At 63.0% G+C, this 15717-nt stretch carries 13 protein-coding genes; all 13 read left to right on the forward strand.

What is annotated here, in order from left to right; genetic code table 11:
• The first annotated feature begins 21 nt into the window (after positions 1 to 21).
• The 13 genes from Q9R13_RS17490 to Q9R13_RS17550 all read left to right on the forward strand — a co-directional run bounded on the left by Q9R13_RS17490 (position 22) and on the right by Q9R13_RS17550 (position 15617).
• On the forward strand, positions 22 to 1572 hold the full coding sequence (locus Q9R13_RS17490) for an aldehyde dehydrogenase family protein (RefSeq protein WP_310962453.1): 1551 nt from the start codon (positions 22 to 24) through the stop codon (positions 1570 to 1572).
• Positions 1569 to 2726: a DUF993 family protein gene (locus tag Q9R13_RS17495; RefSeq protein ID WP_310962454.1), complete on the forward strand. Its 1158-nt coding sequence runs from the start codon at positions 1569 to 1571 to the stop codon at positions 2724 to 2726. Before Q9R13_RS17490 ends, Q9R13_RS17495 begins: the two co-directional genes overlap by 4 nt.
• A gap of 31 nt (positions 2727 to 2757) precedes the next feature.
• Positions 2758 to 3537 carry a sugar phosphate isomerase/epimerase family protein gene (locus tag Q9R13_RS17500; RefSeq protein ID WP_310962455.1) on the forward strand — a complete coding sequence of 260 codons (780 nt, stop codon included), beginning with the start codon at positions 2758 to 2760 and terminating at the stop codon, positions 3535 to 3537.
• A 91-nt stretch (positions 3538 to 3628) separates the two neighbouring features.
• Positions 3629 to 4633, forward strand: coding sequence for a LacI family DNA-binding transcriptional regulator (locus Q9R13_RS17505; protein ID WP_310962456.1), 1005 nt, complete (start codon positions 3629 to 3631; stop codon positions 4631 to 4633).
• A gap of 133 nt (positions 4634 to 4766) precedes the next feature.
• Positions 4767 to 5525, forward strand: a complete 759-nt coding sequence (locus Q9R13_RS17510) for an SDR family NAD(P)-dependent oxidoreductase (RefSeq protein WP_310962457.1) — start codon at positions 4767 to 4769, stop codon at positions 5523 to 5525.
• Positions 5525 to 7096: an acyl CoA:acetate/3-ketoacid CoA transferase gene (locus Q9R13_RS17515; RefSeq protein ID WP_310962458.1), complete on the forward strand. Its 1572-nt coding sequence runs from the start codon at positions 5525 to 5527 to the stop codon at positions 7094 to 7096. Before Q9R13_RS17510 ends, Q9R13_RS17515 begins: the two co-directional genes overlap by 1 nt.
• Before the next feature lie 25 nt (positions 7097 to 7121).
• Entirely contained in the window at positions 7122 to 8288 is a 1167-nt protein-coding gene (locus Q9R13_RS17520) for an acyl-CoA dehydrogenase family protein (RefSeq protein ID WP_310962459.1), read from the forward strand.
• Positions 8289 to 8359: 71 nt separating this feature from the next.
• Positions 8360 to 9520, forward strand: a complete 1161-nt coding sequence (locus Q9R13_RS17525) for a glycerate kinase (protein WP_310962460.1) — start codon at positions 8360 to 8362, stop codon at positions 9518 to 9520.
• 83 nt (positions 9521 to 9603) lie between these two features.
• Positions 9604 to 10359, forward strand: a complete 756-nt coding sequence (locus Q9R13_RS17530; protein WP_310962461.1) for an aldo/keto reductase — start codon at positions 9604 to 9606, stop codon at positions 10357 to 10359.
• 82 nt (positions 10360 to 10441) lie between these two features.
• A complete protein-coding gene (locus Q9R13_RS17535; RefSeq protein WP_310962462.1) occupies positions 10442 to 11461 on the forward strand; it encodes an aldo/keto reductase in 1020 nt (339 codons plus the stop codon).
• Between the two features lie 348 nt (positions 11462 to 11809).
• Complete coding sequence (locus Q9R13_RS17540) at positions 11810 to 12919, forward strand: sugar ABC transporter substrate-binding protein (protein ID WP_310962463.1); 1110 nt, start codon at positions 11810 to 11812, stop codon at positions 12917 to 12919.
• Between the two features lie 245 nt (positions 12920 to 13164).
• Entirely contained in the window at positions 13165 to 14082 is a 918-nt protein-coding gene (locus tag Q9R13_RS17545) for an ABC transporter permease (protein WP_310962464.1), read from the forward strand.
• Positions 14082 to 15617, forward strand: coding sequence for a sugar ABC transporter ATP-binding protein (locus tag Q9R13_RS17550; protein ID WP_310962465.1), 1536 nt, complete (start codon positions 14082 to 14084; stop codon positions 15615 to 15617). Before Q9R13_RS17545 ends, Q9R13_RS17550 begins: the two co-directional genes overlap by 1 nt.
• The last annotated feature ends 100 nt before the right edge of the window (positions 15618 to 15717 follow it).

The raw sequence follows: 15717 nt of genomic DNA on the forward strand, positions 1-15717 counted from the left end.
AGACGACCGGAGAGTCAGGACATGAACGTGACAATGGCTTCTGCGCCTGCAGTCCGCACATACGGGCACTTCATCGACGGCGAGACTACGTCTTCCTCGGAGCAGATTGTCCGCAGGAGCCCGGCAACCGGCCAGCCACTTGCGACATTCGCACGAGGCACGGCTGACGATGTCGACCGTGCCGTGAAGGCTGCTCGTCGCGCCTTCGACGAAGGCCCTTGGCCTCGCCTCAGCGGTCTGGAGCGTGGGCGCGTCCTGTTACGCCTTGCGGACCTGATGGGTCGCGACCTCGACAAACTCGCCATGATCGAGGCTGCCGAGGTGGGAAAGCCAATTCGGCAGGCACGCGCCGACGTCGAGAACTCGATCGCACTGACACAGTACGCAGCCTCACTGTCCATGAGCGCGCACGGCGAGATCTATTCCAACCTCGGAGAGCATCTCACGGGGATGGTCATCAGAGAGCCCTGTGGTGTGGTCGGCATGGTCACTCCTTGGAACTTTCCGCTCCTGCAACTGGTACAGAAGTTGCCTTTTGCCCTGGGTGCTGGTTGCACCGCGGTTTGCAAGCCCGCTGAAGTCGCGTCGGGGACGACGGTCGAGCTCGCTGCGCTCTGCGCCGAAGCTGGCGTACCCGCTGGTGCGTTCAATGTCGTCACCGGAGCGGGCAGCACCGCTGGTCAAGCGCTGACGGAATCGAGCCTTATCGACATGGTGTCCTTTACCGGGAGCACCGGCATCGGTCGCTCAGTGATCGCTGCAGCGCAGACGAACATCAAGCGGGTGTCCCTCGAGCTTGGGGGCAAGGGAGCCACGATCGTCTTCGCGGACGCCGACCTCGAGGACGCTGTGGAGGCTGCCATCTATGCCAACGTCTTCAACTCCGGCGAATGCTGCGTCTCGGGCACACGTCTCCTGATCGATCGACGTGTGGCTGATGACTTCACCGCGGCGCTCGGTGAGCGGCTCGGCGACTTGCGCGTCGGGGACCCTATGGATCCGGAGACGGACATCGGTCCAATGATCCATGATGCTCACCTCGCAAAGGTGATCTCGATGATTGACCACGCGCTCAGCGAGGGCGGTTCAATTGTCGCAGGTGGAAGCCGGCTCAGCGGCGCGCCTTACGATGCCGGCTCGTTCGTGGCACCGACGGTGATCGACGAGGTTCGGGTCGAATCTCAGCTCTTTCGCGAGGAGGTCTTCGGTCCGGTTCTCGCTGTCACCCGATTCGACAGCCAGGATGAGGCGATCCGGCTCGCAAACGCCGTCGACTACGGCCTCGCCAACTCGGTCTGGACGAAGAACCTCGACCTCGCGTGGACCACGGCGCGGCGGCTTCGGTCTGGCACTGTGTGGATCAACACGACCATCGATGGGGCCCCCCAGCTCCCTGGCGGTGGTGTGAAGCTCAGCGGTGTCGGTAGAGAGATGGGACAGGCTGGCTTTGACGAGTTCACCGAGCACAAGACGATCCAGCTCCGGACCGGTGGGTGGGAACGCTCCATTGCTGGACGAGCAGAACAGGACCCCGCGGGCGCCCCCGGTCCAGAGGCAAGGCCTGCTTCATGATTCGAATCGACCTACCGACTGCTGATGGTGACGCGAAACCGTACCGGCTCAGCGGCCTATCGACGGATCTGACCCAGGCGCCACCGCCACAAAGCAGGGTGGCTTACGCCGCTGTGCACGTGATTGCCGATGCTCGTCGAGCCTCGATCCCGGAGCACACGCGCTGCATAGATTGGGAGGGGACCCTGCGGCAGCGGAGCAGGATCTGGGATCTAGGTCTGGGCGTGGCCGAGGCTATGGATACTGCACAGCGGGGGATGGGTCTCCCGTGGTCAGATGTGCACCGCCTGGTGCGCATGACTCTCGAGGCCGCTAAACCGCGTGGCGCAAGCACCGTCGTCGGCATCGGTACCGACGCGCTGCCACCCGGACCGACCGGGATCGAACGGATCGTCGACGCCTACCTCGAAGAGCTCGACTTCGTCGAAGGTCTAGGTGGGACCGCCGTTATGATGCCAAGCCGCCAGTTGGCGGCGACGGCGACTACGCCCGAGCATTACGTGAAGGTGTACGACGCCGTTCTCGCTGATGCCCGCCGACCGGTCATCCTCCACTGGCTCGGTGAGCAATTCGACCCATGTCTTAAGGGCTATTGGGGGATCAACGATCCCGCCGAGGCTGTTGACACCGTCGCTGAGATCGTCCGCAGTCGGCCAGACGTGGTCGACGGCATCAAGATGTCGGTGCTTGACCCGGCTCTGGAGGAGGAGATTCGGGGCAGATTGCATGGGGAGCAGCGGGTGTACACCGGCGACGACTTCCACTATGTCGATCTGATCGGCGGTACCGCACGAGGACATAGCCACGCGCTCCTGGGCGCATTCGCCGCGATCGCGCCCATTGCGCGGCTCGCACTTGGCCACCTCGACGATGGGGACCTTCTCGGTTATCGGCGGACACTTGGACCTACCGAGCAACTATCCCGGCTCCTGTTCGAGGCTCCCACGCAGTACTACAAGACCGGCATCGCCTGGATCGCCTACCTCCAGGGTTATCAGGACCACTTCCGCATGCTGGCGGGCCTCGAGGCCGGTAGAAGCGTCGTACATCTGGCCGAGCTCTTCAAGGAGGCCGACACCATCGGACTCTTCACCGACCCCAGTGAGGCTGCACGGAGAATGCAGCGCTATCTGACGTTGCACGGAATGGCGTGAGATGGATATTGGGCGCTTGAGCCTTAACTCGATGACAGTCCCCTCGCTCAGTCTCGAGGAGCTGGTTGATAAGGCAGTCGGTCGCGGTATACCCGCGGTCGCGCCGTGGCGAAATCTGTTGCGCGAGGACCTGCCCGCCTCAGCGGCTCGACGCTGCTTGGTGGACGCTGGCTTGCACGTCAGCTCACTGTGCCGTGGCGGACTGTTCACGTCGTCGAGTCGCGCCGGACGTGCCGCTGCCATCGAGGAGACTATGCGGGCGATCGACGAGGCCGCCGAACTAGCCGCGGAGTGCTTGGTTATGGTCTGCGGCCCCGTTGTGGAGAAGGACGTGGCCGGTTCCTTCTCCATGGTGCGCGACGGCCTCGGGGCGGTGATCGACCACGCCGAGCGCGCCGGCGTCAACCTGGGGCTGGAGCCACTGCATCCGATGATGTCCGCGGACCGTTCCGTCGTCGCGTCGCTGAGGGACGCCCACGACCTGATCGTGGAGTTGGGATGGCCGCATCGTCTGGGCGTAGTGATCGACCTGTACCACGTTTGGTGGGATCGTGAGTTGCCTCGGTACGTCGAGCTGCTATCGGATCGGATCCTGGGTCTCCATGTCTCTGATTGGGTCACACCCCTCACGGGTGGGATTGCTTCGGGCCGGGGGATGATGGGTGACGGGTCCATTGACATCCCGGGTTTGGTGCGAGCCATTCCCTGGCCTGGCTTCATCGAGGTCGAAGTTCTCAGCGATGAGCTGTGGCAAAGGCCCGTCGAAGACACGCTGGACCTGGTCGTTGAGCGGTTCGGCAGCCATGTCTGACTACAGTCTGCAGCGCGGGCGGTCGGCGGAATCAGACGGGCCGCCCCAACAGGCCGTTTCACGTCGCTCGCGTAACAACAGGAGGGCCGCGATGCCTCGGCAGGTGGGGATCCAGGCTGTAGCCGATCGTGCAGGGGTCTCGACGGCGACCGTGTCGCGGGTGATGAGTGGGTCCACGTCGGTGAACGCCGAGATGACCGAACGTGTACGCGAGGCGGCAGCTCAGCTCGGGTATCGTCCCAACAGCGCGGCACGGGGGCTCGCATCGGGCGTGCTTCGAAACGTCGGCGTGCTTATGCCAGACATGACCAACCCCTATTTCTCGAACGTCCTGCAAACGGTCAGCCAGCAGGCAGAGAAGCAGGACTACCGTCTGGTCGTCGCAGACTCACGGCAACGACTTGATCAGGAGCTCAGCATCTGTTTGGGGCTGGCGGCGCAGACTGATGCGCTGTTGTTGCTGGCGCCGAGGATGCCGGCCGCGGACTTGAAGACCCTGGCACGACGCGAGATGCCCGTCGTGATCGTGAACCGGGTGGAGCTCGGCGTCGACCTACCCATGATCGCCGTCGACAACTTCTCTGCGATGCTGGAGATCTGCACTAATCTGGCGCAGCTCGGCCATCGTCGGGCGGTATATCTCGCCGGTCCTCGGGAGTCGTGGCAGAACCAGGAACGGTGGCGGGCGGTCCAACAAGCCAGGATCTTCGGCTTGGAAGCTACGCTCGTTCAGACCGACGGGACCCTCGAGTCGGGATTCCATAGCATCGAAGAAGCACTCAAGACCGATCCGACGGCGCTCATCGGCTTCAACGATCTGGTCGCGGTGGGGGCGATCTCCGCACTGCGACGCAAGGCGCTCGCGGTCCCCAGAGATCTCTCGGTGACAGGGTTCGACGACAGCGCCTTGGGTCGCTACACGGAGCCGCGGCTGACGACCGCGAAGAGTCCAATGCTTCAGCTGGGCGACGAGGCCTGGCGACTTGTCTGGACGGCCCTCGAGGGAGAGCGCCCCGAGAACCCGCCTCTGCTGCCAGCAGAGGTCGTACTTGGCCAGTCCACCGGCCCTCGGCCGAACGGTAAGCGCTCTCTATAGAGCGGGATGTCGCCGCGCTGGCTGGCAGAGCCCCAGGGCTGAGCCGGCAGCGTCCCCGTGTCACGCCATGCCCTCGTCGGTTGACACCAGTTTCCGTCGGATGATAGAAAGCGCTTACTGAACAGGAGGCGCCATGAAACTGCTAGACAAGGTCTGCGTCGTCACCGGCGGCACGTCCGGAATCGGGTTGGCGGTCGTTCGTCTGTTCGCGCAGCACGGCGCAACGCAGGTGGTGATGTCCTTGGACGTCGATGGCTGCGACGACCTTCGCAAGGAGGCCGCAGAGGCTGGATGGCCGGTGCGTGTTCTCGTAGGCGATGTTGGCGACCCGGCGGTCTGGGAAGACGCGATGGCGGTCGCCGGGGAAGTCGGGCCAGTCGACGTGCTGGTCAACAACGCCGGCTACGGCATCCAGGGCACGGTCCTCGAGACGTCGATCGCCGACTGGGAGGCGCTGTTCAAGACCAATACGGCCGGTGTCTTCTTGGGCTGTCGCGCGGTGCTGCCCCAGATGGTGACGCGAGGCTCCGGGTCGATCGTGAACGTCAGCTCGGTCGCCGGGCAGATCGGGATGTCGCGGCGCGCTGCATACTGCGCTTCGAAGGCGGCAGTAGTCGGGCTCACCAGGGCGATGGCTGTCGACCACGCCAAGGACGGCATTCGCGTGAATGCGGTTGCTCCTGGGACAACGGATTCGCCGTACTTCGACAAGATCGCAGCCGATGTCGCCGACCCGACGGTCTACCGGCGGTACCTCGCCGGACGGCAGTTGATGGATCGGCTCGCAGATCCTCAGGAGATCGCACAAGCTGTCCTGTTTCTGGCGAGCGATGCGGCGTCTTTTGCGACCGGTTCAGTGGTGACTGTCGACGGTGGAATGAGCGTCGTCTGATGGCATCGAGCGGAGCATTGACGGGCGGCGCCGGTCGCTTCGCGACCCCGGACGAGGCCGCAGCGGTGTTCGAGGACGGCATGGTTGTCGCGGTCACTGGATCAGGCGGAGGAATCCTCGAGGCGGACGCCGTGTTTGCGGCAATAGAGCGACGCTTTCTCACCACCGGACATCCGCGCGACCTGACGGTCGTGCACGGACTGGGTATCGGCGACGGCCAAGCTACGGGTCTGAACCGCTTCGCTCATGTGGGCCTAGTGAAGTGCGTGATTGGCGGTCACTGGTCCTGGTCTCCGGCCATGCAGGACCTCGCGATGCGCGGATGCATCGAGGCTTACTCACTGCCCGCTGGCGTGATCGCGGCGCTGTTGCGTGAGAGCGGCGCCCGACGCCCGGGACTGTTCACCAAGGTCGGACTTGGAACGTTCGTGGATCCGCGACGCGAGGGCGGCCGGCTTAATGCCGAAAGTCGACAGGATCTGGTCACGCTGGTTCAGGTCGACGGGGAGGAGTACCTCCACTACAAGCCGTTACATGTGGACATCGGCATCGTGAGGGGCAGCTCCGCCGATGCGTTTGGAAACGTCAGCGCTGCTGAGGAAGCCAGCATTCTGGATAGCCGGGCGGTTGCGCTCGCGGCCCGCGGAGCGGGCGGCTTGGTCATCGCACAGGTGAAGCATCGTGCCGAGTTGGGCGAGCAGGATCCCCGGTTGGTGAGTATCCCGGCGCCGATGGTCGACGTGGTGGTTGTCAGCCCCACGCAGTGGCAGACCTATGCCGCCGAGCACGATCCCGCCTTCAACACGCCTGCACCTCCCGGGTGGCCAGCCTCAACGATCGCGCCCCCGACCGACGGCGCACGCGCGATCGTGGCGCTCCGTGCGGCTATGGAGGTCGTTGATGGCGACGTCGTCAATGTCGGCTTTGGAATGAGCGCCGGTGTGGTCGACGTGCTGAGCCGACAGGGCCGGCTACACGACATCCAGCTCGTAATAGAGCAAGGAGCTGTGGGTGGATCGCCGGAGAGTGGGGATCTGTTCGGGCTCAGCCGGCATCCGTCCGCGCTGATGGACTCCCTGACCCAGTTCGACTTCTTTGCTACCGGGATGATCGACGTCGCGATCTTGGGAATGGGCGAGACAGATCGGGCGGGCAACGTCAACGTGAGCAAACTTGGACCCGCGACGGTCGGACCCGGCGGTTTCATCGACATCGTTCACAGCGCAAGTCGACTCGTGTTCTGCGGCACGTTCACGGCTCGCGGCCTTTCAGTGGCGACAGAGGGCGGCACCCTGCGCATCCTTCGGGAGGGCTCGGTCCACAAGTTCGTGGACCACGTCAGCCAGGTGACATTCGATGCCGCTGGTTCGCCGGCCAGAAATCAGACAGCCCTATACATCACTGAGCGGGCCGTATTCGAACTAGGTCCCGACGGGCTGACCTTGCGAGAGGTCGCTCCGGGCATCGACATCGAGCGAGACATCTTGCGCCACATGGACTTCGTTCCACGCATGGATGGCGTACGCACGATGCCCGCCGCCATCTTCGAAGGCGACCACCAACCGGTCTGATCACTCAGGAAGAAGAAGAGGTCCTATGTCCATCGCCACCGCCACGCCCCAGGAAGCCGAGGAACGCGCCGCCCTGATCTCGATGGTGCGGGACTTTGCCGCCCGACACATCGCGCCAGTGGTCGAAGAGCTCGATGCTACCGAGCGCTTTCCCGAGGAGATCTACAAGATGATGGGCTCCTTGGGCCTCTTCGGGGTCAGTGTCCCGGAGGTGGATGGGGGAGCGGGAGGCACGGTATCGGACTACGTGGCCGTCATGGAAGAACTGTCCTACGGCTATGCAAGTGTGGCGGATCAGTGCGGCCTAGTCGAACTGGTGACATCTCTTTTGGCTCGCTATGGCACAGATGACCAGAAGAGCCGCTACATACCGGGCCTCGTGTCAGGGGAGCTTCGAGCTAGCTACGCACTCACCGAGCCCCAGGCAGGCTCAGATCTAGGTGGCGTCAAGACACGTGCCCGGCGTGACGGCAAGGACTGGGTGCTCAACGGCGAGAAGATCTACATCCACAATGCGCCGGTCGCCGATGTCGCCATGGTTCTTGCAGTGACGGACCCGACCAAGGGCAAGCGGGGAGGGATGTCGATGTTCCTTGTGGACACAGACGTGCCGGGAGTCGAAAGGGCCTATCGCGAGAAGAAGATGGGGCAGAAGGCCTCGCCCGTGGGAGGATTCGTCTTCACTGATGTTCGCCTTCCCGATGCCGCGCTCCTGGGGGAAGCGGGCGCTGGCTTCTCCGCGGTGTTGCACGTCCTTGAGAAGGGCCGCCTTGGCATCGGCGCGCTTGCTAACGGCATATCTCGCGCTGCCCTGGACACGGCACTGGAACACGCGACCTCTCGTCACCAGTTCGGTCGCCCGATTGCGGACAACCAGGCAGTCGCGTTCGAACTGGCGAATATGGCATTGGATCACCGAGCTTCGACGCTGCTACTTCAGCGAGGTGCTGATCTGATCGATCGTGGCGAGCCGGCCAATGCTGCGTCGTCAATGGCGAAACTCTTCGCCTCGGAGGCGGCGATTCGTAACGCGGGGCGGGCAGTTCAGATACTCGGCGGCGCCGGGTACATCCGGGGCGTCACCGCTGAGCGGCTGTACCGAGATGCCCGGATCACTACGATCTACGAGGGCACTAGCGAAGTACAGCGGCTCATCATCAGCCGAGACCTCATCGCCAGCCGTCGGTCGTGAACCGGGCCATGGTTATGGGCCATGCCGTTGAACGAGATTTGCGATCAGGCGCACCGGCGCAGCGGGTCCTCGTGGCGATGGACAAGTTCAAAGGCTCGGTCACCGCACGCCAGGCGTGTGCCGCGGTCGCGACTGGAGTCCGTGATGTGCATCCTCGGGCAGACGTGGTGCAGCGACCCATCGCCGACGGCGGCGACGGAACCCTTGAAATGTTGTTGGCGACCGGCTATCAACCTCGCACCGTTGCTTGCCATGGGGTTATTGGGGAACCGCGCAGCGCGCAGGTCGCATTGTCGGGGGGCCAGGTATTCATTGAATTGGCTGCGGTCTGTGGCCTGCAGCTCCTGGGCCCAGTCCGGCGAGAGCCTTGGTGTGCCTCCAGCTTCGGGCTGGGGTCGGCGATCAGATCAGCGCTTGACCTAGGTGCACAAGAGGTCATCCTGGGGCTCGGTGGTAGCGCCTCGAGCGATGGTGGGCTTGGGATGCTGGTCGCGCTTGGTGCTGGCGTCAAGGACGGCTCCTCGCAACTCGTCAGCCCCGACACGCGGGGGGTCCTGACGGCCGAGGACCTTGATCTTTCGACCATTGATCGGCGCCTGCGTAACGTGGGTTTTATCGCTCTCGCCGACGTCCGGAGCCCGTTGAGCGGACCCGAGGGCGCCGCTTCGGTCTACGGTCCGCAGAAGGGCGTTCCATCAACGGAAGTCACCAGGTTGGATCACGCCCTGCGCCGCTGGGGCGCTCTGCTATCCGTCCGGTCTGGTCGGTCCGTAGACATGCCGGGCGCAGGAGCGGCAGGCGGGATCGGGGCGGCAGTTCTCGCCCTAGGTGGCTCTGTCATCCCAGGTGCCGGCTACCTATTGGACCGGATAGCCATCGATCAGATCCTTGAACGCGCCGATCTTGCTGTTACAGGCGAAGGGTCGTGGGATGCGCAGAGCTGGCAAGGGAAGGCGCCTGCAGAGTTGCTCAAGCGTGCTTCGCGCCTTAACGTTCCGGCTGCTCTGGTCGCTGGCCGTATTGAGGGGACATCGCGACCGACGCAGGTGCTGGGCTCCTACTCCTTGACCGATCTGGCCCGCGACGAGCAGACCTCCATGATGCAGGCAGCGCGGCTGCTGCGCCGTATCGGGAGCGAGATCGGGCGCAAGCACCTTGGACCAAAAGCGCGACCGAATACACCGAATGGCCGCGCCGTTATGGATTGCGAGCCGGAGGCATCCGCAGGATGAACCCATCACAGGACCTAGCGTTGAGGCCCGTCCGACTGGCGAATGGCCGTCGCCTCGACCGGATTGGCCTTGGTGTGTACCAGATGTCGGAGGATCACGCGGATCACACCATCCACGATGCCTTGGACCTGGGCTACCGCCGCTTCGACACCGCAGCTATGTATGGCAACGAAGCTCTGTTGGGGCAGGCGCTTGCATGCTATGGGGCCGCCACTGCCCCGGAGGTTTGCGTGACCACCAAGATCTGGAACGCCGACCACGGTCATCGCTCGGCACTAGAGGCATGCGAAAGAAGTCGCCGACGGCTCGGTGTACCTCGCGTCGGTATCCTTCTCATCCACTGGCCATGTCCAGCGCGTGACCAGTACGTCGAGACTTGGCGGGCAATGATTGAGTTGCAGAAGCAGGGACTTGTCGAGACCATCGGCGTGTCGAATTTCCAGATCGAGCACATTGAAAGGCTCATCGGCGAGACCGGCGTGGTACCGGTGATGAACCAGGTCGAGCTCCACCCACATTTCCAACAGCGACGCCTCCGAACCTGGCACGCCGAACGCGGCATTGCAACAGAAGCGTGGAGCCCGCTCGGCCGCGGAAGTGTCTTCGAAGACACGACGCTTCAGCGCATCGCTCGACGGCACAATCGCAGTGTCGCTCAGGTCGTGCTCCGTTGGCATCTCCAAGTAGGCAATCTAGCGATTCCCAAGGCCTCCAGCAGAGAGAGACTGCGTCAGAACATCGAATTGGGCGACTTCTACCTCGATGACCGTGACTTGGATGAGATCGACTCGTGCGATCGAAACGAACGAGGTGGCCCGGACCCATGTCTCGTGAACTGAGAGACCACGATCTGGGATCCCCGGCGACCAAGCCACCGGCGTACGCGAGTGGTCCCAACACACTGAAACATGGAGGCTCCCAGTGACACCGATTCAGACGAGGGCTCTCGGCAGGACCAGCGTTGAGGTAAGCGCCCTCTCCTTCGGGGCAGCCCCAATTGGCAACTTCCGGACGAGCTTCACCCAGTCCGGCGCGGAGGACATGATCCGCGACGCCTGGGAGAGCGGAATCCGATACTTCGACACCGCGCCTTCTTATGGAAATGGCCTGAGCGAACACCGAGTCGGGCATGCGCTCTATGGCCACGATCGTGCTGACTTCACACTTTCCACAAAGGCCGGATACGTCCTCAGGCGCCGATCGCATGCGTCTGTGGACGCTGGGCTGTGGGTCGAACCGGCGCCATTCGAGGCGGCCTTCGACTACTCCTATGAGGGCGTGATGCGGAGCGTAGAGTCGAGCCTTGACCGTCTGCTCACCGATCACCTTGACATCGTCTTCATGCATGATGTGGATCGGTACACCCACGGCGCGCACCAACCGGAGGCCTTCGAAGAGGCGGTTCGGAAGGGCTTCCCGGCACTCGAGAAACTTCGAGATGAGGGCGTGGTGCGCGCGATCGGGTTCGGCGTCAATGAGGCGGACGTATGTGCCGAAGCCATGCGGCGCGTCGACGTGGACTGCTTCTTGCTTGCAGGCCGCTACACCCTCCTGGAACAAGACCCGCTGGACGCCCTGCTGTTCAACTGCGCAGAGCAGGGAATCGGCATCGTGCTCGGCGGCGTCTATAACAGTGGGATCTTGGCGACTGGCGCCATACCGAACGCCCACTTCAACTACGGCCCCGCACCTGCGCTGATTCTCGAGAAGACAAGCCGCATTGAGGCGGTGTGCACGAAGTACGGCGTCCCGTTGGCCGCGGCCGCCTTGCAATTCGCAAGCGCCGGACCAGCGGTCGCCAGTATTTGCATCGGGTCTCGAACGCCCGCTCAGCAGCAGCAGACGGTGGATCTACTCAACACGCGTATCCCCCCACAGCTCTGGGCGGAACTTCGAGACCTGGGGCTTGTGCGGAGCGACGCACCCGTTCCGATGGCGTGAGCTCGACGCCACCTCGACGAGCCTTGCGCTGCGCGCCGCCGAGCAATCGATTTCTCGGCGATCCTTCGCGAGCTCGTGGCTTCAGATTCCAGGCCCCCTAGAGGTTGCGCATCGCGCCTATGCAGCGTGGATCCGGCTCACAAACCGCAAAATGTGAGATGCGGAACTCTGCCCTCTTGACCGGCCTGCGGGAGCCGTGCTAGAAAACGTTTACTAACAACAGAGGGACCAGTCGATAGTTGGCGCAGGTACCGACTTGGAACGAGCGGCTCGGGCGCTCCACCTACAAGCCTGCTGGACTTCTCGATTCCCGCCACCCCACAAAGACCTCCACATAGGGAGATGGGCATGAAGACATTTGGCCTCAATGCAACCCGTCGTGCGTCCTCACGTCGCTTGTTCGCGCTTGGTGCGGCCGGGGTGCTGTGCAGTGCGCTCGCTGCCTGTTCGGCTGCGGGGAGTAGTGCCGGCTCAGACGGTGGCGGGAGCGGCAGCGACTTTCAGATGGTCACTGCGGTCCGCAGTTTGAGCAACCCCTACGAAGCGCAGTGGGTCCAGGGAGCGAAGTGGTACGCAGAGTCGCTTCATCTTCCGCTGAAGACGATCGTCTACAACGGGGATTCGCAGAAGGAACTGTCGGATATCAATGCGGTGCTCGCCACTGGCAAGAAGGTGATCATGGACATCAACGTGAACGCCTCGGCCGACACCCAAGCGATCGCGCGCGCCGTCACCAATGCTGGTGGTTATGTTGTCACCGAATGGAACAGCCCCTCCAGCCTGCATCCGTGGGATGTAAGCGACCATTGGGTGGCACACGTCAGCTACAACGGTGTTCCTGGTGGCGAATCGGCTGCCAAGATCCTGTTCAAGGCCTTGGGTGGTAACGGCGGGATCATCGCTCTGCAGGGTATTGCCGACAACACGCCCGCAATCCAACGAAAGGCCGGGCTCGAGAAGGCACTTGCTCAGGCACCCGGCATCAAGCTTCTGAGCAGCCAGATCGCCAACTGGGACCAGACCACGGCGTACAACGACACCAAGACGCTGCTGACCAAGTACGGCTCACAGGTCAAGGGCATCTGGGCGGCGAACGACGACATGGCGGTGGGCGCGGAGCGTGCTGCCGATCAGGCGAACCGCAAGGACATCGAGATCGTAAGCGCGTCTGATGCCACTCCTCAGGTCCTCAAGGACATCGCGAGCGGTGGTCAGATCCTTGCGACCTATTCGACGGACGCACGTTATGACGGAGCGATTGGTCTCGCCATTGCCTACCAAGCGGCGACCGGCAAGATCGACGTGTCCAAACTTTCTCACTCGAAGCGGGAGTTCTACATCAAGGAGTTCCCGGTCACCGCAGCAAACGTGAAGAAGTTCCTGGCCACGCCAAGCAAATCGGTCTTCCTGCAGGGTCTACAGGATCCGTTCGCCCGTAACGTCGGACCCATCAGCTGAGGATCGCAAACATGGCCGAGCAGGCTCCGGTCCCAGAGCGGCCCGATTCCCAGAGCGACCGCACTCGCGGAGGAACAGTGGTTCTACACAGCGAACCTTCCGTCCGGGGAGGACGCCAGGGAGATCCGGCTGGCTCCCTTCCGCCTGAGGAATCCAGTGGTCGGGCGGCTGGAGCCGGCTCGGGCGCCACCGGTGCCTGGACCCGCCGGGTTTGGAGATTTGGTGCCGGAGCGGGCCCAGGCGTCGTGCTGGTCGCGATCTGCATCTATTTCGCGCTCACTACTAGCCACTTCGCCTCGCTGGACAACGTGCAAGCGATCATCGTCCAGGCTTCGATCATCCTGATCCTGGCGGTTGGTGCCACGTACGTGATCGTGATGGGCAGCATCGACCTTTCCGTGGAGGGCGTCATGGCGGCAGCAGCGCTGACGTTCGCTCTGTTGGTGCGCAACAGCGTTAACCACCACAGCTTCGGGCTCCTGGCGGTGGTTGCCGCAGTGGCGGTCGGTCTGCTCATGGGTGCGTTCAGTGGCGCAGTTCACGTCCTTCTGCGGGTCCCGTCCTTCATGGTGACCCTCGGTACCTGGTTCATCGGCCTGGGCATCGCAACCGTGCTCTTTGGCAGCCAGCAACCGCAGATCATGGATAGCTCGATCCTCGGCTGGAGCCAGCCGGGGCTTCTCGGCCTGCCACTCCTGACCTACATCGCAATCGCGGTAACCCTGCTCGCCGTACTGCTCGGCAAGTACACCAAGTTCGGTAGATACAACTACGGCATCGGTGGCGACGAGTCGATCGTCAAGCTGTCCGGCGTGAACATCAGCCGACACAAGATCCTTGTGTTTGTCCTTGCGGGCGGCTGCAGCGCGCTTGCGGGCGTACTGACGACAGTCCAGCTGGGCAACGCAAGTGTCGACATGAGCTCGGGCCACCTGTTCATCACCCTCTCGGGAGTAGTCGTGGGAGGAACACTGCTCAGCGGTGGCCGAGGCGGGGTATTCCACAGTGTGATCGGAGTCTTCATCCTCACTACTTTGGGCGACGGACTGATCCTTGCCGGGGTCAGTCCCTACTGGCAGGGCGCGATCCAGGGCCTGATCATCGTCGGGGCGGTACTGGCCGCAAGCTGGCCTGCCAGAGCACCGTTGAGGGTGGTGAAGTGATGAGTGCACCATCAGCGGCCAGCCTCTTGGAGATTCACGGCGCCACCAAACAATTCGCAGCCGTACGAGCACTCGACAATGCCAGCCTGCACGTCAGGCATGGCGAGGTCGTCGGGCTCGTCGGAGAGAACGGTGCCGGCAAGTCGACGATCCTCAAGGTGCTCTCCGGCAACTACCAGCTAGATTCGGGCACGTTGCTCGTTGGCGGGGTGGAGCGACGTCTCGGAGGTCCCCGAGATGCCGCTAGGGCCGGTGTTGGTGTCGTACATCAGGAGCAGTCGCTCCTACCCAATCTGACCGTGGCCGAAAATATCCTCCTTGGATGCGAACGAAGCGCAGCTTCCTTCGGGATTTATAGGAAGCGCGCGATGAACGAGCGCGCTGCCGCGTTGCTCGCACGGGTCGGTACGCGCGTCGACCCCCGGGCGCTTACGGAGACGCTGTCATTCGCCCAGCGTCAGATGGTCGAGATTGCGAAGGCGCTTGCGGTGCAGGACCAGTCATCATCGCGCGAAACCGTTGTGTGCCTGGACGAAGCTACCTCCGTGCTCGACAGCGATGACATCGACGCCCTTTACCGCGAGGTGCAGAGGCTGCGTGGGCTCGGAGGCGTCATATTCGTCTCGCATCGGCTGGACGAGGTACTGCGATTCTCCGATCGCATCTACGTGATGCGCGACGGCCGCGTGGTCGCCGAGCGTCGAGTCGCAGAGGCGAGCGAACAAGAGTTGCATCAGTTGATGGTGGGTCGGGACTCGCGTGCAGAGTTCTACCTACAGTCGCGCCAGAACGATGCTCCCGACGCCGAGACAGTCCTGAAGATTAAGAACCTGGGCTCTGCAAGAAGCTTCCACGATGTCTCCTTCGATGTGGCCAGAGGCGAGATCCTCGGCATCGCCGGAGTGGTCGGCTCCGGCCGTGAGGAACTCTGCCGAGCGCTGTACGGCGCCCAGCAGGTCACCGAAGGGACCATGGTTCTTGACGGCCGGTCATACGCCCCACGCTCACCGGGTGCGGCTACCCGTCGAGGCGTCGCGTACATCCCAGCTGAACGAAAGACCGAGGGTGTCGTCATTGGCTTGAGTGCTGGCGAGAACCTGTTCGTAACGTCCCCGAAAGTCGGTAGCCGAGGGCCTTTCGTGTCCCACCGGGCTCGCCGGAAGATCGCTGCCGACAACCTTGCCAAGATGCACGTCCGACCCAACGACCCATCACTCGATGTAGGAAGCCTTAGTGGTGGAAACCAACAGAAGGTGGCACTCGCACGATGCCTGCTTGTGCCGGACTTGAAGGTTCTGATCCTGGACCATCCCACCCGTGGTCTCGACGTTGGAGCCAAGGAGGACCTGTACCAACTGTTCAGAGAGCTGAGTGAGCGAGGCATCGCGATGGTGCTTATCGCTGAGTCCCTCGATGAGTTGATCGGCTTGAGCAACAGGATCATCGTCATGCGCGACGGTCGGACCTCAAAGACCTTGCAAACTCCTGCAGCCGCCAAGCCGAAAAAGGTCGATATCGTCGGAGAGATGGTCTAATCACTATGGCTACAGAACTCACAGATCGCCAGAGAAGAGCTTCGCTGCTCGCTGGGCACGGTCTCGCCGGGCGGCACGTCAGGAGCATCGCCCCGCTATT

The sequence above is a fragment of the Nocardioides marmorisolisilvae genome (assembly GCF_031656915.1).
Classification (GTDB): Bacteria; Actinomycetota; Actinomycetes; order Propionibacteriales; family Nocardioidaceae; genus Marmoricola; species Marmoricola terrisoli.